We start from the raw sequence: 18,723 nt of genomic DNA on the forward strand, positions 1-18,723 counted from the left end.
ACTTAGACTCAAACTGAAAGTGAGACTGCACAGGAATAGAACCAGGAGAAAGGGGCGGATTTGGAATCGGCGGTGTTGGCTTTTCATTTCGTTTGTAGTTGCGCTTTAGCGCCATAAACATTCGCCGCCCGTCGTACAACCTAGTTTGTAGTTGCGCTTTAGCGCCGATCAAACTCACGCATCTACTAATATAGAACTATTGCTATCATAACTCCCATAGCATACAACCATGGAGCCAAACTTAACCCTAATTGCCAAAGGACTCTCTCCACTTCTCGCACCAGTCAGTCGTCAGGTAGGAAAGCATCTCATTGGCGCAGAAATCCTAGAACGCCGGAAACTCAATGAAACAGCCTTACAACCTATTCTCCAAAAAGCCGCCGAGACAGTATCAGAACGAATCCAATGTTATGAACCCGCCGAAATTGACCAAATTTGCTTATTTCTGGAATCTCCACCCGCCGAAACCATCGTCCGTCAAATTTACACCGCCAAACTTTCAGATAATCCGCAAAATAATTTTGAACTAATCCGTCAGGAATGGTTAGCCGCATTCTCCTACTATACCAACATCCCAGAAGCTGAACTGCAAGACGCAGCAAATCTCATTTTAGATGATCTAATTGAGGGATGTGAAGAAGCGCTACAAAGCGCCATTGATCAGGGTAGACTTTCCGCGCATGAGGCAAAATCCGCCTTCCGTCATCAAATCGTGCGGGATGAACTGGCGACGATTCAAAAAACGCTTAACCTATTAACAGCGCCACAAAAACCCGATATTAAAGCCATTCTAACCTTTGAGGAAAACTATCGCCAGCAAGTTGGAGAACGCCACAAATATATTATTCCTCCCGATTTCGATAAGGCGCAGAAACTCCCCATCAATCGCCTATATGTTTGCCCCAACTTTATCCCAACTCCCACCAAACAAACCAATCAACCAGAATCCCTAAAAATTACAGTCTTTCTCGCTAGCATTTATCGCGTTGTCCTGCTGGGGAATCCGGGTGGCGGTAAATCCACCTTTACCCAAAAATTTGCCCATGTTTTAGCAACCTGCTATTCAGAACGCCCCTTTGCGGGTAGACAAGTTACACCAATCCTAGTTATCCTGCGGGATTATGGCGCAAAGAAAAAACAACTAAACTGCTCCATCGTACAATATATCGAAACAAAAGCGAATTCTGATTATCAAACACCGCCACCGTCTGGAGCCTTTGACTATTTACTATTGACAGGTCGAGTCGTAGTAATTTTTGATGGATTAGACGAACTCCTAGATACTCGCTATCGCCAGGAAATTAGCAGCGATATTGAATTATTCTGTAATCTTTATCCCTCAGTTCCTGTGCTGGTGACATCCAGAGAAGTGGGGTATGATCAAGCACCCCTTGACCCCGAAAAATTTGAGGTTTTTCGGCTGGCTCCCTTTGATGAAAATCAAGTCAAAGAATATGTTACGACATGGTTTAAGGTCAACGAAGAACCAGAAGAAAAGGCAGAAGCATTTCTCAACGAGAGCCAATTTGTCTCCGATTTGCGTTCTAACCCGCTTATGTTAGCGTTGATGTGTAACCTCTATCGGCGCGAAGGTTACATTCCCCGAAATCGCCCGGAGGTGTATGAAAAATGCGCTGAAATGTTATTTGAGAAGTGGGATAAAAATCGAGATATTCCGGTTGAGTTTCGCTTTGAGGATAATATTCGACCAGCGATTGCATACCTCGCCCATTGGCTTTATTCTGATGAAAGTTTACAGGGAGGCGTAACCGAACGCCAGCTTACGGCTAAACTCTCTGAGTATTTGTTAGAACATCGTTTTGATGACCGTGATCAAGCAGAAAGGGCGGCGCGTGAGTTTATCCAATTCTGTCGGGGACGAGCGTGGGTATTTACGGGGATAGGAACAACGGCAGATGGTGAGGAACTTTATCAATTTACCCATCGTACTTTTCTCGAATATTTTACCGCACTCTATTTGTTTAGAACTCAAGAGACAGCTAAGGTGTTAGCCGAGTTCCTTTTACCCAAAATTGCTAAGAAGGAATGGGATGTTGTCGCACAATTGGCTTTTCAGATCAAAAGTAAGAATTCTGAAGGTGCTGGGGATAAATTACTGACTACGGTTCTTTATGCCGTTCGTGAGGCTAAAGCGGAGGAAGTAGAAAATTTACTGTCTTTTGCGGCACGATGTTTAGAGTTTATGGTGCCTAGTCCTAAGGTGACTCGGAAGATTACCACAGCTTGTATTGAATACTTACTAGAGTGGGGGATTAAACAGGTTAATCTAGATGAGTATTCACAGGGGAATTCCATAAACTTTATAAAATCGGGAAAAACTTTATTACTGTTCAATGCTGCAACCGAGAATCGGGGAACTATTTCAGAGACTTTAGAAGAATTACTGATCGAACGATTTAAGATGAATAGTAATGAACGCGAAGCCATTGTTCTTTTTGAGATTAGCTCGCATGTTTGGCAAAGTGTCTCTAAAAAGGTTTTTGAAGCTTGTTCTGATTACCTGGAGCCACTGTATCCGAAATACTTTATAGTTTGCCATAAAACTTGGCTACAGGGAAAAGTATCTTTGGAAAACTTGATTACTTGGCATGGTGTAGATAGCCTTTTTCGTGAGGCAATATTTCCTCTATTTCTAAGTTGCTGGGGTTCTGTTGCTGAATGTTTAATGCAATTCATGAATAAATACCGCGACTTATACAACGAAATGACGGACGTTGAGAGCCAGCTAAATGACTTAAGGGAAATAGGGAAAATTTTGCTTACGTCTTCACAACCTTGGATTAGTGGCAATGAATATGACACAGAAATATTATCGAGCTTTAGGTGTTTCTATGGAGATAACTTACAGAAATCTTTAGAGCAAGGTTCTGATGTCATATTCGGAGTATTTGCAGTATTGTCTACGGCATTAGAATTGGAGCAAATATTATACCAGGATTATGCCCCTTTCCTTGTTGAGGAGCTTCAAGAAAATGATTGGTATTGCTTTGGTGGTATCCGCTGGGTATTAATCGCACGTTTTCAGCCAGTAGCCGACGATAAAGTGCAAGCAGAAATGGATCGATGTGGCTTCTCGCCTGAACAACAAGACTTTATTTGGCGGTGGATACGACGAGACATCAATCTTGTCGCAGATATCGCAGACGAAGAGATTGGCTAAGTTGTCACCGTATTTGGCGAGATTGTAGAGACGTTGCATGCAACGTCTCTACAAGATGGTTGGGGAAACCAAAAAGGTTTAAAATAGGGCGACCCGAACAAATTGAGCAGATTTGAGTAGTTCATTGATGCCAATTTGATACAAGCAGGTATCCGTGTCAACGTTAATAAATCTAAAGAACCCAAGGCGGTTTAACGAGGTCCAGCTTCAATCGCAGAATTAGCCATGTTGACCATCATCGCTTCGGCTTGATTAACATCTGTCCCCAACCCTTTTAAAGCAATTCGATAATGGGTATCTCGCCACACCCATTCAATCACAGATGGTGTACAAAAACCCTGACATCGACTTGGTGTAAAATATCCCCAGATTCCATTGGTGAGGGGAATTTTTTTAATGAATCCATCGTCAGGAGAATACCGAGAATTTACTGGCGTAGCGCTAAAAGCACCTAAGGTACAATTGGGCATTCCATCGCAGTTTTGCTTTAAACTTAAGGCAATACTATAGGTATTCGGTTGAATAAAGCTATTCACATAAATCCGCTGTTTAAACTCCGGTATTTGACTGGGTAATAAAATCAACGTGTCGGTTTGTCGTTGGAGTTGCGGTAAGACAGAGGTGAAGAGATTCGCAACAGGGGGTGGTTCTGACGGTGTATTCGGATTAGCGCGATCGCGATTAATTAACTGTCGCGCCGTCTGACGAGGAATCCCATAACTAGCCAGGGTGCTGGGGGTGAATGGAGTTTGGGTTGACGCGATCGCTTGCCATTGATTATTCTGATTAATCACAACCGTCTCCCCCGTACTATTGTCCCAAAACCAGTGCGCGATCGCATAATTATCAACCACTGTAATTTGGGTAACTTCCGGGGACAGGCGAAACCCATTACCCTTTTCCCATAAATCCAGGAGGACAACTTTCCGAATCACGCCTGTATCATCCGCTACAGCCGGAATCGGATTTGTCAGCATTGTCAGCAAAGGAGAAGTAGCCAATAAAATCAGGCTGGCGATGTACCCAAGTCCAAAACTAACCTTCATAATTCCCTTTCATCTGCTAAAAAAGTTTGTAGTTGCGCTGTCTTCGCCGATCAAACTCCCCCATTCATTAATATAGAACTATTCAGTTATTTCTGCCTTCTTGCCCTAGGGATTCCTATACAGAATCATCCCACTGACTCTCGGATCATTAGGATCGACGGCTTGCCCACATATCAACCCTATAGACCACTGATATTCTATATTAGAATCTATGGCTGGAGCATCGGTTGGCAACTCTAAACGATACATACCCGGAGTTGTAGGGAGTGGGAGTTGTGTCTGATAAAAATAGTCTTCATCAGCATCTTTTAAGCTGAAAAATACTTGTTTAGCTCCGGTTTTGGGAAGATATACGGCAAAACTGGGACGTTCGACATCCGTTTCGCTATGGCTGGGCATTAACGAGGATAAGCTTTCATTGTCCATTAGTTCATCCCCCGGACACATTCCCCGAGAGGCACCACCAGTTGTATCGTATGGAGTTCCTTCTTTGGGCGGATCAAACGTTACCCACAACTGGGTATCAATTGAGTCAGATTGTGCCATTAAATCCGAACCGACTAACACGTCCAAGGATAACGCTATGCCGAATAGGGATAAAGATTTAACTACGTTCATGATTTCAATCCTCCTCGGATTTATGTTTGGTAATTGAGCAACCTCTGACCCCAAAATAATACGGTTTTGAAACCTGCTCTGATCAATAATTACAGCCAGTTCCCCACTAAAATAAAAGGTGCCCAGTAATAGGGATGCTGATAGGCTTCTTGCTTTAATAATGATAACTGAGCTTGCCGCAGGGCTTCCGCTCGGTTGCCATCACCTTGGCGCAAATGATGATAAAATTCAATCATCGCATCGGCAGTGGATTGGTCATTCACTGACCAAAGCGTAGCAATGGTACTCCGAGCGCCAGAACGCACAGCTAATCCAGCTAATCCTAAAGCGGCTCGTTTGTCTCCAGTTGCCGTTTGACAAGCACTGAGTACTAACAGTTCAATCGGTTCAGAGTTACTTTGTTCTCTCGTTTTCAGCAATTCAGATAAGGTATTAGCATTGAGACGTTTATCCCAGGTAAGAATAAACGTGTCTTTGGGTTGAGAACTAAACTGACCATGGGTGGCAAGATGGAGAATGTTAACGGAATGGTTTTTGAGTTCCTTTTCTATTTTGGCATAAGTAAAGGTTTCATTCAATAGAATTTCTGACGGTAAATCATCACTAATTTCTTTAACTTCTTGCTTAACGGCTGGTAAGGGGACAAAGCCTTGACGGGCTTCTGTTAATCCTGCGGTTAAAGAAAATAGGGGAACTTGTTTGAGCGATCGCGGCTCAAGTAACTGCAATCCCGGTGTTAACGCCACACTGTAGTTTTCAATCAAATACTGGTTGCCATCATGGAGGGCTGTCATAGGGATATTCCGCAAAACGCCATCCAAAACAAAGACTAAGGTTTTAATCTGGTTACTGGTTGGTATTTAAGATGGGGGCTAGAATCGCGGGATTGGCTTGGGGTTGGAGTAAGTCAAGACTTTGGTTAATCGCCGCTTCTGCTTGTTGCCATTGTCCCACGTCTTGATAGACTAAGGATAAGTAATGTAACGCTAACGCCTGATTCATGCGATCGCCAGCTTTTTCATAATTCTTTACCGCCTCTTGCCAAGCCTTTATTGTATCAGCTAAATGTCCAGTTTCCTCTTTGATTTTACCTTGACTGACAAGGTTAGAAGTATCTATACTCCCCTCTCCTAGATTCTCTATCTGTCTCCCCTCTCCTTGTAGGAGAAGGGTAGGGTGAGAGGTCAAAAAACGGTTAGAAGAATCCTGTGCCGCGACAGAACGAACCGTCGTCACCACGAAGCAAGTGACTAGGACTAATCCCCAGAAAAATAGTTGCTTTTTACTGCTTCTTCTTAACCGTTTCATAACCCCTCATTTACTCTAAGTCGTCGGTATCTGGGTCAATCCTCATTTCCCGCAATCGTGCCGCTAATTTTGCCGCTTTTTGTTCGGCTTTTTCCGCCCGTTGTCGTTCCAACTCCGCCCGTTCTTCACCAATGTTCCCATTGTCATTTGTCATTCGTTTTTTGTCCGATCATCTCCAGTTATTTCCCCCATTCTATAAAATTATTGCCCCCATCCTTCAATCCCCTCTGCGCCCTCTGCGAAAACCTCTGCGTCCCTCTGCGTTAAAAAATATAATTGCAATCTCACCTATTAAATTTAGTCTAATTAAATTTAGTCTAAGTCATTTCTCCCCTCACAGGAAGACGATCCTCCCCCCAAATCCACCCTTTTTCCTCCACTCGATTCAGCCGTTAGAATCACCGTACCCTCTTCATCCACAATCCAACCTTGAGCTTCAATTATCCGGTTTTCAGATGTCTCAGATGGCAAGTTTACAGCAGGTTGCTGATCAGAAAACGCTGCAACATTTCGCCGATCTCGCCAAACTGCATTTCCCTGCAAATAGTCACGGGGATTATCGGGAATACCGCCACGTCCGATAACCGTAAAGCGATTCCCGGTATCCGCCGGACAACCCGCAATAATTTGATTGGACGGATCAGTAAAATTAAAGGGTAACTCAGTTAAGCCGCGAGATGGATCAACATTAGGAGTATTAATCGTAATTGTGCCATCAATCCCTAACTGAGAACTCGCCGTAATATCACTATTTGGGGTAAGTTGATCACTCACCTGCAAGCCAAAAATCCCTTGCGTGGTTAACAGCCGCACCGGGTTCATTGCCAATAATTTCTATGGATTCAGCGTTAATGGTTAAATCCCCCGCATCACCACTACTATTAGTTCGGGCGGCTGTAGAAATACCCGTTCCTACCTCTGAGGTAGTTTTCGTATTTTGAATCAGCATTAATCTGAATATTACCCCCTTGTCCAGAACCAACCGTAACGCTAAAAATTTTCGACCCACCACTCAACACCAGAGACGGGGCAAAAAGTCCAATGTCGCCGCCTTTGCCTAAACTGGTGACGCTAGTAATAATTGAATTATCGATAGTTAGGGTTGCGCCACTATTATTAACCAGTTAACAAGCTGCTTAAAAGCAGCTACATTATGTTCCTTATAGCCTTCTGCCATCTGCCTTCGGACTTCTGCCTTCTTGTACTAGCCTGCTACATCTCTACTTCTGACAGCGTTGCCGATAAATTTTAGCGGTTTTATCCTCAGGCACAAATTCTAGACACCGTTGAAATAATTTAGCCGCTTTACTAAACTCTCGTTGCGAATAAAGGCATAACGCTTGTTCAAATATCGTCTTTGTTTTCAGCTTGCGCTGACGAACGGGAGGCGGATCAGCATCAAATACATCAAACACAGACACGGTTTGGGATTTACCTTTAACCTTGACCCGACCAATGAGACGAAATGAATAGTGAGAAGGGTCACGCAAATGGTCAAAGGTGTAATGTGAAATCAGCAGCGATACCCCATACTCTTTGGTCAAATGTTCCAAGCGAGAGGCTAAATTCACCGCATCACTCAGCACTGTACTATTAATATGGGTTTTACCGCCCACTGTTCCTAACATCATCAAGCCAGTATTAATACCAATCCCAATTTCGATAGGATATTCCCCAGCTTTTTGTCGCTCTTGATTATAGCGTTTAAGGTGTTGCAACATAGCAATTGCCGCGTTGACTGCATCATCGGCACTGCCACTAAATAACGCCATAATCGCATCACCAATGTATTTATCGATAAACCCTTGATTCTGGATAATAGCAGGTTCCATATAGGAAAGATAACGGTTAATAAAATTAAAGGTTTCTTGCGGTGTCATCGCTTCCGATAGACTTGTAAAGTTGCGAATATCCGCAAAGAGAACCGACATATTTTGCTGAGATTGATCGCCTAATCTAACATCACAAATACTGTCTTTTTTCAGTAACTGCAAGAATTGCCGAGGGACAAACTGGGAGAAGGATTGATTCAACTGGAAAAGTTCTCTGGTAAACGTTTCACGCTCGACTTGCGCCTGTTTCCGTTCGCTAATATCTTCAATAAATCCCTGATAGTAGAGAACATTTCCCTGATCATCACAAACCGATCGCGCATGTTCGCAAATCCAAATAATGCTGCCATCTTGGCGATAAACTTGAGACTCAAAGCCGACAACTTCTCCCTGTTCTTCCATCAGTTGAATAAAATAATCTCGCCGCTTCGGGTCAACATAAAGCTGGGTTTTTATATTAGTAATTTTGCTGATTAACTCCTCTGGAGACTTATACCCATAAATCTTTGCCAACGCCGGATTCGCACTGCGATAGCGTCCATCAAGGGTGGTCTGAAAAATACCTTCTAGGGCATTTTCAAAGATACGGCGATATTTCTGTTGGGCTTCCTGCTGTAACCGCCGACTCTGATAATCGGCAGTGATCACGGCTGAACCGGTCAAGGCGAGTAATGAAGGAATTACAGGTAACCACCACCCGGCTAAAAATAAGAGATACGTGCCAATTAAACTACAACCACTTGCCAGTAGAATATAAATACCTAGGGCGAGTAATTGGAGTAAGGTGTTGGGATTCAACCATTTATTCTTGAGCCAAACTAAACTGCCGACTGCCCCCAGAAACGACCAACAAACAACCAGTATCACTTCGACTGGATTGGGTAAGACTTTAATCAAGGGGCGTCCATCGATAGCACTACTGATAATTTGACTGGTTAAATTCGCGTGAATAACAATAGCAGCAGCGCGACGGGGAGGGGCAAAGATTGTGCTATCATAAGGGGTGAAAAATAAAGCGTTGGTACTTTGGGCTTTAGACCCAATTAGGATAATGCGATCGCGGAATTTTTCTGGGGGAACGCGATCAGCTAAAACATCGCTTAAAGAAACGGTATCAAAGCTGGCTGAAACACCGCGAAAATTTAACAGAATCTGATACCCTCCCGCATCGGCATCCACATACCCCCCATCATCAGTCTGAAACGGCGTAAAGATAGCATTCCCCAAGCGATAACGCTGCTGATTGGTATTAATTCCCTCTAACGTAATCCCCTCATCCTCTAAATAGAGTAACGCCAGACGGGCGGCTAAACTTAATTGTAAATCTCCATTCTCCCGTTGAATCGATAATAACCCTCTGCGAATCTTGCCATCTGCATCCACCATTAGATCCGCCAAAGCAACTTGGTTTAAAGCGTCCAGAGTGGGTGGAGACGCCACGCGATCGCCCACTCGTTTTTCTACCCCAATTAAATTGGGCGTAGACTGCATCACCTCCACCCATTGCTGATGTCCCGGTTCTACAGGTAAATCTCGATACAGATTTAAACCAATCACTCGGGGTTCAGCCGCTTTCAGCGTAGTAATTAAGTCAACCAAAACCCGATCCGGAATGGGCCACTGTCCCACTTGATTAATATCCGTTTCATCAATCGTGACTAAGAGAATGCGAGAGTCTGGGGCTTCCTGAGGGCGCAGCCGAAAATATTGATCCAGCGTTGCCCATTCCAATAACTGAAATAAACCCGCCGCATTCAGGGCAAGGATAATCAACGTCACACTCGGCGCGATCAATAGTACTCCTTGCCACTGCTTAATCCAGGTTTTCAGCTTTGAACCCATCAGATATCTCCCGTCTGATATCTCCCGTCTGAATTCCTCCATCTCCAACTGCTAACTCCACCATAGCGATTGGAGGTAACATGTTACCATTACTATCAAGGTCTTTTAGGAAAATTCCGGTAAACTTTGTCTATAAATTAATGTAATATTACGCTTCGACAATTTAAAATTACGCTATTACTAGCATTAAAAATTATATAGGACAAGGATTTGCTTAACACACCTTAATCTCTTAGACTAGAAAATAGAATCCTTTAAAATAGCGATAAAATGCTCAAGTCTATTAACGCTCTCCTCGGACGCCATCCCGAACGCATCAACGCCAACGTGGAAATTTACACCTGGCAAACTTGCCCCTTTTGTATTCGTGCCAAGCTATTACTGTGGTGGAAGGGCGTTAACTTCACCGAATATAAAATCGATGGCGATGGAAGTGCCAGAATGAAAATGGCAGAACGGGCAAATGGACGGCGAACCGTTCCCCAGATTTTCATCAACAACCAGCATATCGGTGGCTGTGATGATCTCTACAGTTTAGATAGTCAAGGCAAGTTAGATCCCTTATTATATCAGCCTGCTCAAGCGTGAAACAGTGTAGAGACGTATTATGCTACGTCTCTATTGTGACCCTTCACAACCTTCGAGGAAACCGGGTTTGTAGGGGCGGGTTTTACTACTATCGTTTCTGACTCACCCGGATGTGACTAAACCCGCCCTGACCGAGTGTAGGAGCAGGTTGTACAATTATCGTTTTTTAAGTTGTCTGTTCCCTGTTCCCCGTTCCCCGTTCCCTGTTCCCTGTTCCCTGTTCCCCGTTCCCTGTTCCCTGTTCCCTGTTCCCTAAAAATAACAATCAACAATCCGATAAATTTAGAGAAAGCTGCACATACTCACCCCCTGCATCACCCTCTGTCTGAATTTTTACCTCTTTTGAATAAGCATCAAGCTGTTGACAAGACGTCTCTAACACCTGACAACTTCGCGCCAACCATTGCTGAAACACCTCAAACCGCCCATCTGATGGATGCACCACCTGATACACACGCACCCGCTTTAAACGCTTACTATCACGACCAATACATTCAAGCCCATAGCCAATTTTATCCAACAAACGCCGGACAATCCGAATCGGTGTGGCATTTCGCGCCAATCCAATCCCCAACGTGGTTTTAATCGACGCCCGATTCGATAATGCCAATCGCGCCATCGCCTGCAAATCCTCATCGGTTCCTCTTAATTCACGCCCCCTATCTGTCAGCAAAACGGGAACTCCCAGAAGTTCCATCGTTCCTACCGCCGCCCCCAATTGAGAACGATTAAAATCGGGTAAGAAAATACTCCCACCGCCTAACTCAATCAATCGACGTGCCATCGCCGCATCCCGTTGTGCCAAAAGGTCTCGCCCTAAGGTGAGAAAATAATGGAGTAATAGCTTTTGATGCCAGCCATCATCATCCTTAGCCACCAGTTGGGCAGTCACTGGAATCCGATACCGCTGCTTTAACTCATACTTGCGAATCGCCCGTCGTTGGGCAAGGGTTTTCACTAATCGTTTTTGTCCGGTATGATATTGGTTATCACTCAGATTTTTAGCCCGGGCGATCGCTAAACATTCGGCTTGATAGTTTTGGTCTTTTACTGCCGCTATAGCAGCCGTCAGCGAATCGGGTTCATCCTTCCCCTCTGTCTGGGAAGCCGAGGAAACCATAACCTCTCCCCCCATCTCCTCCTCCGCAGCCTCAACCACCTGATGCCCTTCCCCACGCAGCGCCGCCAGTACCGATTCCCGATACTGAAACATCGACGCATTATGCCTTACCGCCATTCTTGCCCAACACAATAGGGATTCGGCTTGAAAACCCGTCTCAATATCATCCAGGGCATCAAAATCAGATTGTTGTAATAATCGAATATTAACCTGAGTCAAACGGCGTCCCGAAGTCAGCAAAGCGGGAATCGACGTAGAACCATTCCCCACCCGATTAAACCCACAGGGCGCCACCCAGAGAAACCGAGGCAGATTTTGTCGCACTCGCCCCAACGCCTGACGCACCGAGTTCTCACTTTGTACCCCAATTGCAATTCCCCAAACCGAGGTGAAATGTCCCTGCAACTCAATGCTGACTCCCGTTTCAATCACCGGACTCGCCAGAACAATATCATACTGACTCAACACCCCATCCAAATCCCGCATACAGCCATACGCCGGATGCGTCGGTTCAGCCAGGGATTCTGAATCAATGCGGAGAATCTTCGCCTCTGGAAATCGAGAACGCAGATAGGCTTCCAACGTACAGGTTCCCCACTGACTCCCCCGTTTCTGGGCGGACAGGCAAACAAAGGGTTTCCCTCCAGCAGTAATGTGTCGTTCTAAATCCTGAATCAAGCGTTCTGGCTTCGGTTCGGGATAATAGTTGACTCGCCATGATTCAGACTCAGTAGGTTTCCAGGTATTGTGAATAATATAAGGATGGTGGGGAATCCCCGATAAAGAAATCAAGTAATCGATAGAAACATCACTCAAATCCGCATCCGCCACATAGACTTGCCCGTCACCGCCTAAAACATTCTGCATCAACGTCTTCAGAGATTTCAGAATCGCCACGCGATGACTACTGCAAGTATCCGAATCCAACCCATGCCAAAGAACCTGTTCGACTTCATCAATAATCACCACCCCATCTGACCAGTTTACCGCCTCAAACCTCGCCTGAGAGGTAGGATGGAGAGAGTCCACGCAGAGACCATAACCTAACGTAGCCCCCGTCTCTGTATCCTGTATCTGAGTGATATAATTCAAGCCAAAGCGCTGACACAACGCCTCCACGAGTCGCACCCGATGACCAATCACCAACACCCATTTCTGCCGCTTAATCGCCTCTTTAACAATTGTTTCTAACCACTGGGTTTTCCCGGTGCCTTTGGGAGATTTAATTCCAATCAGTTTAGCATCGTCAGGAATCGAGAGTTCCCCTAAATAGCGACGATTCACCTGTACTGTGGGCGAATACGTCAGGCGAGTTAAGGATTGGGCTTTCCAGGTATCCAGGGGGACAGCCGTTTGATAGGCTTGGTCAAAGGCTGTCTGAGTCTGGTTGGCAATTAAGTCATCTACCCCTTTTCCTTGGTCTGGATGCCAACTGATGACTTTGACAGAACATCCCTGTTGGGTTAACAGATATCCTAATTGACGAATCGCAGCATTGACAGCTTTGATGGTATTCGGTTTAGTATCTTGGTCAAAGGCAATATAAATCGTTCTCCCCGGCGTTGCTAATTTGAGTAACTGGGGGATGAGGCGAGACTTACCGATACGATTTCCCTGGTCATCTTTAGGGACACGATAGCCCCCAAATACACCAGGGAGGGCAATAGCCGCATAGCCGGCGGTGAGTAAAGCCCCCGCTTTCTTTGCGCCCTCAGTAATACACAACGGAATTTCGGGATGGACAATCAACCACTGCCAAAATTCGCCGGAGACATTTTGAGTTTGTAGGGGCGGGTTTAGGGACTCCCCTGGGACGATTGATGATAACGTTTCTACAAAACCCGCCCTGACCGAATGTTCACCCTTAGCAACTATCGAGAGCATGGTTTGTAGGGGTGGGTTTAGGGACTCGCCTGGGGCGATTGATGATAACGTTTGTACAAAACCCGCCCTGACCGAATGTTCACCCTTAGCGACTATCGAGGGCATGGTTTGTAGGGGCAGGTTTAGGGACTGACTTGGGGCGATTGATGATAACGTGTCTACAAAACCCGCCCTGACCGATGCGTCGGGGAGGGTTTCATTTCCCGTGACGTGATTAAACCCGCCCTCAGACGCACCATGGCACGTCTCTACATCAAACGGAAGCGCCATATTATAGCGATTAGCAATACCTTGCCACAGATGTAGGGGGACACGCAGGGCAAAAACCCCTGTAGGGGTTAGGGGCGGATGTTCGTATTTAATCGGTTTCCCTGTCTGAGTATTGCACCGAGGAGAACTAGGCTTAAAACACCCCCAAAGGTCATCATTACCCGTGAGTAGGTCAATTCCGGAACACCACCATCCCCCCTGTTCGGTATGTTCGTAGCGTTTGAGGATGCGGTGACTGACCCGACCATCATTCCGTCGGGGTAATGTATCGGCGTAGAGTAAATAGTTGGATGGGCAAGTACCCCTTAAGGGGATAACGTTCAGGCGGGTGAGTTGGTCATCGATACAGCTATTGTTCCATTCTTGCAGATAATTCACGGGATTAGAGATTAAGTGGGTCATACAGGAAACTACACTACATCTAGTAGCCAAACTGGATAGCTAAGGAAAGGAACACCAATTATAGGGGGTAGTGGCAAATGATTAAAGCGTCCCGTGAACAAGTGGCGGTGTAGGGGCGAGAAAAGCGAAGTCCAAATTGTAGTGGCGTGGCACACCTAATTGGGTGGATTAGCCTTACGCCCAGAAACTGTAGGGGCGCAAAGCCTTGCGCCCGGTTTAACGATAAAATCTATGCCAAAATTTTAGTAGGGTGCGTTAGCGAAGCGTAACGCACCATTGTTCTGCCTTCTTTAAGCACGTTGGCAAAGGGTGTACGCCGACAAAGGGCGCACGTCGGCAAAGGGCGCACGTTGGTAAAGGGCGCACGTCGGTGCGCCCCTACGGTTTCGGGTTGAGTTAAATTCATGATGGAATTCAGGATAATTGAGGTAAATTTCCAAATTGGTTAACTCTTCAGCACAAAAAGAGAGAAAAATGCCTCAACCCTGAATTTAAACCCTGAATCAGCCAGAATTACATCTTCTTTTCAATTGCTCAATAAAACTGAATTTTCCCGAAAAAAATAATGCCACAATAAAAAGCAACAACCTAAACCTAGGTCGATAAATCAATGACTAAATGCTCCCTTTTTCTGGCTGTATCGGAAAAACTTTGATAAATGGTGCATGGGGCGAGTCGAGAAAATTAATGGATTTCTCCTTAACGATAGTGCAGCGACTCGCCCCTACAAGACAGGTAACACATAAAATAGATTCCCCAAAACAATAAAATTAGGGCTTGACTTTTCCGATAACTTTAGGTAAGTTTATATCATGGAAAAATGTGCCGTCCTATAGACCCCGTTCAACCTGAACCTGTAGTGGATTGATACAGCTAAAATTGTGGAGTAGATTTGATATCTGAATCGGGCGCACGTCGGTGCGCCCCTACGGTTTCCGGGCGTCAGATTATCAGATTAAATGAAGGGTTGCCTACAGATGGGAATTTACGGATAAAACTACGTCAATCCTGACCAAGTTTGAACCGTGCGCCCCCTAATTTTTTGCCCAAACCACGGTGTATTCCTGGAGAGGGATTTCAGGGTATCTTGTGCCACTGTCCAACTCTGATGCGGGTCAAATAATACCAGTTCGGCGGGTTGTTCATTGGCAATCTTGGCGGGGGATTGACCTAGACAAAACGCGGGATTTGTGCTAAGTGTTTGCCAGAGTTGCAGCGCAGAACATACATCCGTTTCCACTAAATGTTGCCAAAGTAAGGGTAACGCTAACTCTAAACCAATGACTCCCGGTGGCGCTTCGGCAAAAGCAACGGTTTTCTCTTCGTAGGTGTAGGGGGTATGGTCAATGGCAATGGCATCAATCACGCCATCTCGAATGCCTTCGATGAGGGCGATGCGGTCATCGGGATTGCCTAATGGGGGATCTAGGCGTAAATTGGGATTATAATTGCTTACATCTTGAGTATCCAGCAGCAAATGCATCCAAGAGGTACTCGCCGTCACCGGAATCCCGCGTGCTTTCGCCTCTTGAATCAGTTCCACACCGCGACGAGTTGAGATCCGCATTAAATGCACCGGAGTCGCGATCGCACTGACTACTTCTAAGATGGCAGATAAGGCGGCTGATTCTGACATCGCAGGATTTCCAGGGATACCAAACCGGATAGAGTTCGCCCCTTCCCGGATCACGCCATTTCCCTTTAACTTCGGGTCACACGCCCACAACGCCACCGGGATTGGCAACGGGTGCAGGTATTCTAACACTCGCCGCAGTAAAGCCAGATTCGATAAAGGATGCCCATCGGCAAAACCCACGACGCCTGCGGCGGCTAATTCAGCCAGTTCCGTCATCTGTTGTCCTTCTACGCCCTGGGTTATCGCACCCCAGTAATATAGGTGAGGAGAAGATTGGCTGGGATGGGAACGTTCCTGCTGGCGCACACGGGCAAGTCCAGAAGGATTATCTAACGGTGGTACGGTATCCGGCAAAATCGCTAATCGGGTAAAGCCTCCCGCCGCCGCCGCCGTGAGAAGTGATGTCCATGTTTCTCGTTCCTCATATCCGGGTTCCCCCGAATGACTGTAAAGATCAACTAAGCCAGTCCCTAAAATTAGACCTTGGCAATCCCGCACCACAGTATCGCTTGACCACTCCGTAATTTTCGGTGCAACAGCCTTGATGATGCCGTCTGTAATTAGCACATCAGCGAGTTGGTCGGTTCCGGACACCGGATCTAAAATCCGAACCTGTTGCAGTAGTTCATTAGTCATGGGAAACACACAATTAGGGATTTAAGGACGGAGGGTTCAGTCATTCATCGTTCGGTTGCCAGACAGCCAAATACTTGACAAATCAGAAATCCCCGGATTTGATGATTGTTGGTTGTTCAACAAAGTCCAGAATATTAGCCGTGCGGAGACTATTTGTCAAGGCAAGTGTTCAAGACCAACCTAATGATCGAGTGACAAATACTCAGGATCAACAATGGCTTACCTTGGTTTTAGACCCACAGCTATGGCAAGGGAAGACCGATAAATGGGTGAACCTTCCGGAAAGCTAATGCTGTAAACACTTCTGGAGTAGAGAATTTCGTCTAGCGGCTATAGACTTTATTAAAAGTTCACACAATCTGGAGTGTTATCCTGCCACAGTCTTTCTATTTGAATCTCTTATATCTGCTATACAGGGAACAGGGAACAGGGAACAGGGAACAGGGAACAGGGAACAGGATAGTGTAGAGACGTAGCATGCTACGTCTCTACACCCCCTTGAAATACGGGGATGAGATACTCTGACAAGGTAAAAGCATCCACGCCCAACTCGGTGCGTTCCTGTGCGGCTAAAATCCCAGCTTGGGCGTGCCACCAAGCCGCCGCCGCAACAGTGGCGTCTAAGGGAAATTTGGCTGTAGCTGGCTGTGCGACTAAACCGCCAATCAGCCCTGTAAGCACGTCTCCACTCCCACCACGGGCTAGGGCGGGTGTACTTTCTGGCACCAGCCAAACCGATCCCTGGGAATGAGCGATCGCACTTCTGGCACCTTTTAATAAAATCACGGATCGACTCAACTGAGACGCCTTTTGTACCGCACTCACGCGATCGGGAAGCAACTCCGCCGAATCGGGAAATAACCGCTTAAATTCACCCACATGAGGCGTTAACACCGTCGCCCCCTGACGCCGGATTAACGTAGGAATCGTTTTTAGTTCCGCCAAACTATTTAAGCCATCGGCGTCTAAAATCAGGGGACATTCCACCCCCATTAATCCTTGAACCAAAGACTTCCCATCCAGCGTCAAACCCGGACCACAGGCGATCGCACTAAATTTACTTAAGTTTACAGAATCAGGAAGTTGTGCGATCGCGCCACTGGGGGTTTCCGGACACCCAATCACCAGCGATTCTGGGACATGACTGACTAATAACGGTTTCAGGGATTCGGGAACCGCCACAGACAGCATTCCCACCCCAGACGCCCGCGCCCCCAGTGCGGTTAAAATGGCACCGCCAGAATATTGGGTTGAGCCACAAATCAGCAGTAGATGCCCTTCCTTATACTTATAAGTAGCGGCTGGACGTTTTAGCGGTAGACAATCCCGCACCATAGAGGATGTCACCCGCATAAGTCCCGGTGATTGACCCAAAACTGCCCAAATATCCGCCAAGGGGATACCGAAATCAACTAACTCCGCCTCACCCAGATAATCCAATCCTTGGTCTTGTAAAAATGCCTGCTTCCATAACCCCAAACAGAACGTGCGACTTGCCCGAATTGCCGTACCCAAGACTTCCCCGGTATCCGTATGAATTCCAGAAGGTAAATCGATACTGAGGATAGGTTGGGAGAGTTGATTCAACTGCTTAACCATATCCGCCAGATTTCCTTCGAGCGATCGCGTTTGCCCAAAGCCAAACAATCCATCAATAATTAAATCACAATCCAGCAACGGCTGAATCTGCTCATAAACAGGAATCCCCAAACTTTCCGCATACTCAGCATGTTGGGAGGTTAATTCCTTAAGCTTATTAATCGGACGATAAATCAGCACCTCATAACCCTGACACTGTAACTCCCGCGCCACCACCAAAGCATCACCACCATTATGTCCCGGACCCACTAACACACCCACACGCCGCGTTTGCGGATAAGGATAAAGGGTTTGAATCCGCCTCGTAATCAACCCCGCCACCTTTTCCATCAACGCCGCGACAGGCATTCCCGCCTCAAAGATACGCCCTTCAATCTCGCGCATCTGCTCAGCAGTAACTACGATTTGTTCAATTTGTTCGCATCGCTTTGTCGGTTGCACAGCAGTTATTCCCCATTTCGCCATCTTTGATTATTGCGCTATCAGACGTAGATTTGCATCAGTCCCCTGAAAGATGAGCAACGTGCCAAACTGAAGTAACCCCCTTTTTGCCCTGAAGCCTGTCAGGGACAGCACAAAACTCTCAAGTCGGTTGAACTTTTGCGTAAGCGGGATTGGGTGTGACCAGCAATTGTTTAGACGTTCGTAGTTGCGCTTTAGCGCCATCAACGTTTGCCTCGCTACGACAAATATTTAGTTCAGTTCAAGCTAACGATGGCGTTAGTTTACCCCAAAAAAATGCTACGCTTACTGGCATAACA

At 46.1% G+C, this 18,723-nt stretch carries 13 protein-coding genes and 1 pseudogene; 2 read left to right on the forward strand and 12 right to left on the reverse strand.

What is annotated here, in order from left to right; translation table 11 throughout:
• Positions 1–229: 229 nt before the first annotated feature.
• On the forward strand, positions 230–3,181 hold the full coding sequence (locus tag RIE73_RS29945) for an NACHT domain-containing protein (RefSeq protein ID WP_446404642.1): 2,952 nt from the start codon (positions 230–232) through the stop codon (positions 3,179–3,181).
• Positions 3,182–3,372: 191 nt separating this feature from the next.
• Here the strand turns inward: RIE73_RS29945 and RIE73_RS29950 are convergent, their stop codons facing one another.
• The 8 genes and pseudogenes from RIE73_RS29950 to RIE73_RS29985 form a co-directional block, all read right to left on the reverse strand.
• Positions 3,373–4,227, reverse strand: coding sequence for a hypothetical protein (locus tag RIE73_RS29950; protein WP_446404643.1), 855 nt, complete (start codon positions 4,225–4,227; stop codon positions 3,373–3,375).
• A 105-nt stretch (positions 4,228–4,332) separates the two neighbouring features.
• Complete coding sequence (locus RIE73_RS29955) at positions 4,333–4,845, reverse strand: DUF928 domain-containing protein (protein ID WP_446404644.1); 513 nt, start codon at positions 4,843–4,845, stop codon at positions 4,333–4,335.
• A gap of 89 nt (positions 4,846–4,934) precedes the next feature.
• A pseudogene (locus RIE73_RS29960) lies at positions 4,935–5,693 on the reverse strand (CHAT domain-containing protein); the annotation flags it as partial.
• Complete coding sequence (locus RIE73_RS29965; RefSeq protein WP_446404645.1) at positions 5,692–6,153, reverse strand: tetratricopeptide repeat protein; 462 nt, start codon at positions 6,151–6,153, stop codon at positions 5,692–5,694. The pseudogene RIE73_RS29960 and the gene RIE73_RS29965, both read right to left, overlap by 2 nt.
• Positions 6,154–6,163: 10 nt before the next feature.
• Positions 6,164–6,307 (reverse strand): hypothetical protein, encoded by a 144-nt coding sequence (locus RIE73_RS29970; RefSeq protein WP_446404646.1) that lies wholly within the window; start codon positions 6,305–6,307, stop codon positions 6,164–6,166.
• A gap of 158 nt (positions 6,308–6,465) precedes the next feature.
• On the reverse strand, positions 6,466–6,975 hold the full coding sequence (locus tag RIE73_RS29975) for a hypothetical protein (RefSeq protein ID WP_446404647.1): 510 nt from the start codon (positions 6,973–6,975) through the stop codon (positions 6,466–6,468).
• The gene (locus tag RIE73_RS29980; protein ID WP_446404648.1) at positions 6,920–7,102 is read right to left on the reverse strand and encodes a hypothetical protein; all 183 of its coding nucleotides are present in this window, start codon (positions 7,100–7,102) and stop codon (positions 6,920–6,922) included. Before RIE73_RS29980 ends, RIE73_RS29975 begins: the two co-directional genes overlap by 56 nt.
• A 271-nt stretch (positions 7,103–7,373) precedes the next feature.
• On the reverse strand, positions 7,374–9,827 hold the full coding sequence (locus RIE73_RS29985; RefSeq protein ID WP_446404649.1) for a CHASE2 domain-containing protein: 2,454 nt from the start codon (positions 9,825–9,827) through the stop codon (positions 7,374–7,376).
• Between the two features lie 270 nt (positions 9,828–10,097).
• Here RIE73_RS29985 and grxC point away from each other — a divergent pair, with 270 nt between their 5' ends.
• Positions 10,098–10,415, forward strand: coding sequence for a glutaredoxin 3 (grxC, locus tag RIE73_RS29990; RefSeq protein WP_446404650.1), 318 nt, complete (start codon positions 10,098–10,100; stop codon positions 10,413–10,415).
• A 265-nt stretch (positions 10,416–10,680) separates the two neighbouring features.
• On the opposite strand, the gene RIE73_RS29995 is transcribed toward grxC, so the two are convergent.
• The 4 genes from RIE73_RS29995 to RIE73_RS30010 form a co-directional block, all read right to left on the reverse strand.
• Positions 10,681–14,067: a plasmid replication protein, CyRepA1 family gene (locus RIE73_RS29995; protein WP_446404728.1), complete on the reverse strand. Its 3,387-nt coding sequence runs from the start codon at positions 14,065–14,067 to the stop codon at positions 10,681–10,683.
• A 253-nt stretch (positions 14,068–14,320) separates the two neighbouring features.
• Entirely contained in the window at positions 14,321–14,497 is a 177-nt protein-coding gene (locus tag RIE73_RS30000; RefSeq protein ID WP_446404651.1) for a hypothetical protein, read from the reverse strand.
• 591 nt (positions 14,498–15,088) lie between these two features.
• Positions 15,089–16,363, reverse strand: coding sequence for a dihydroorotase (locus RIE73_RS30005; protein ID WP_446404652.1), 1,275 nt, complete (start codon positions 16,361–16,363; stop codon positions 15,089–15,091).
• Positions 16,364–16,843: 480 nt separating this feature from the next.
• Complete coding sequence (locus tag RIE73_RS30010; protein WP_446404653.1) at positions 16,844–18,427, reverse strand: NAD(P)H-hydrate dehydratase; 1,584 nt, start codon at positions 18,425–18,427, stop codon at positions 16,844–16,846.
• Between the last annotated feature and the right edge of the window lie 296 nt (positions 18,428–18,723).

Source organism: Coleofasciculus sp. C1-SOL-03 (assembly GCF_040220555.1).
In the GTDB taxonomy this organism is placed as follows: Bacteria; Cyanobacteriota; Cyanobacteriia; order Cyanobacteriales; family Coleofasciculaceae; genus Coleofasciculus.

What these genes read in the sequence shown, in the direction of transcription:
- RIE73_RS29980 (WP_446404648.1), bottom strand. Translation starts at nt 7,102, where the DNA reads ATGCTGATTCAAAATACGAAAACTACCTCAGAGGTAGGAACGGGTATT.
- RIE73_RS30000 (WP_446404651.1), bottom strand. Translation starts at nt 14,497, where the DNA reads ATGAATTTAACTCAACCCGAAACCGTAGGGGCGCACCGACGTGCGCCC.
- RIE73_RS29965 (WP_446404645.1), bottom strand. Translation starts at nt 6,153, where the DNA reads ATGAAACGGTTAAGAAGAAGCAGTAAAAAGCAACTATTTTTCTGGGGA.
- RIE73_RS29985 (WP_446404649.1), bottom strand. Translation starts at nt 9,827, where the DNA reads ATGGGTTCAAAGCTGAAAACCTGGATTAAGCAGTGGCAAGGAGTACTA.
- RIE73_RS30010 (WP_446404653.1), bottom strand. Translation starts at nt 18,427, where the DNA reads ATGGCGAAATGGGGAATAACTGCTGTGCAACCGACAAAGCGATGCGAA.
- grxC (WP_446404650.1), top strand. Translation starts at nt 10,098, where the DNA reads ATGCTCAAGTCTATTAACGCTCTCCTCGGACGCCATCCCGAACGCATC.
- RIE73_RS29975 (WP_446404647.1), bottom strand. Translation starts at nt 6,975, where the DNA reads ATGAACCCGGTGCGGCTGTTAACCACGCAAGGGATTTTTGGCTTGCAG.
- RIE73_RS30005 (WP_446404652.1), bottom strand. Translation starts at nt 16,363, where the DNA reads ATGACTAATGAACTACTGCAACAGGTTCGGATTTTAGATCCGGTGTCC.
- RIE73_RS29955 (WP_446404644.1), bottom strand. Translation starts at nt 4,845, where the DNA reads ATGAACGTAGTTAAATCTTTATCCCTATTCGGCATAGCGTTATCCTTG.
- RIE73_RS29945 (WP_446404642.1), top strand. Translation starts at nt 230, where the DNA reads ATGGAGCCAAACTTAACCCTAATTGCCAAAGGACTCTCTCCACTTCTC.
- RIE73_RS29970 (WP_446404646.1), bottom strand. Translation starts at nt 6,307, where the DNA reads ATGACAAATGACAATGGGAACATTGGTGAAGAACGGGCGGAGTTGGAA.
- RIE73_RS29950 (WP_446404643.1), bottom strand. Translation starts at nt 4,227, where the DNA reads ATGAAGGTTAGTTTTGGACTTGGGTACATCGCCAGCCTGATTTTATTG.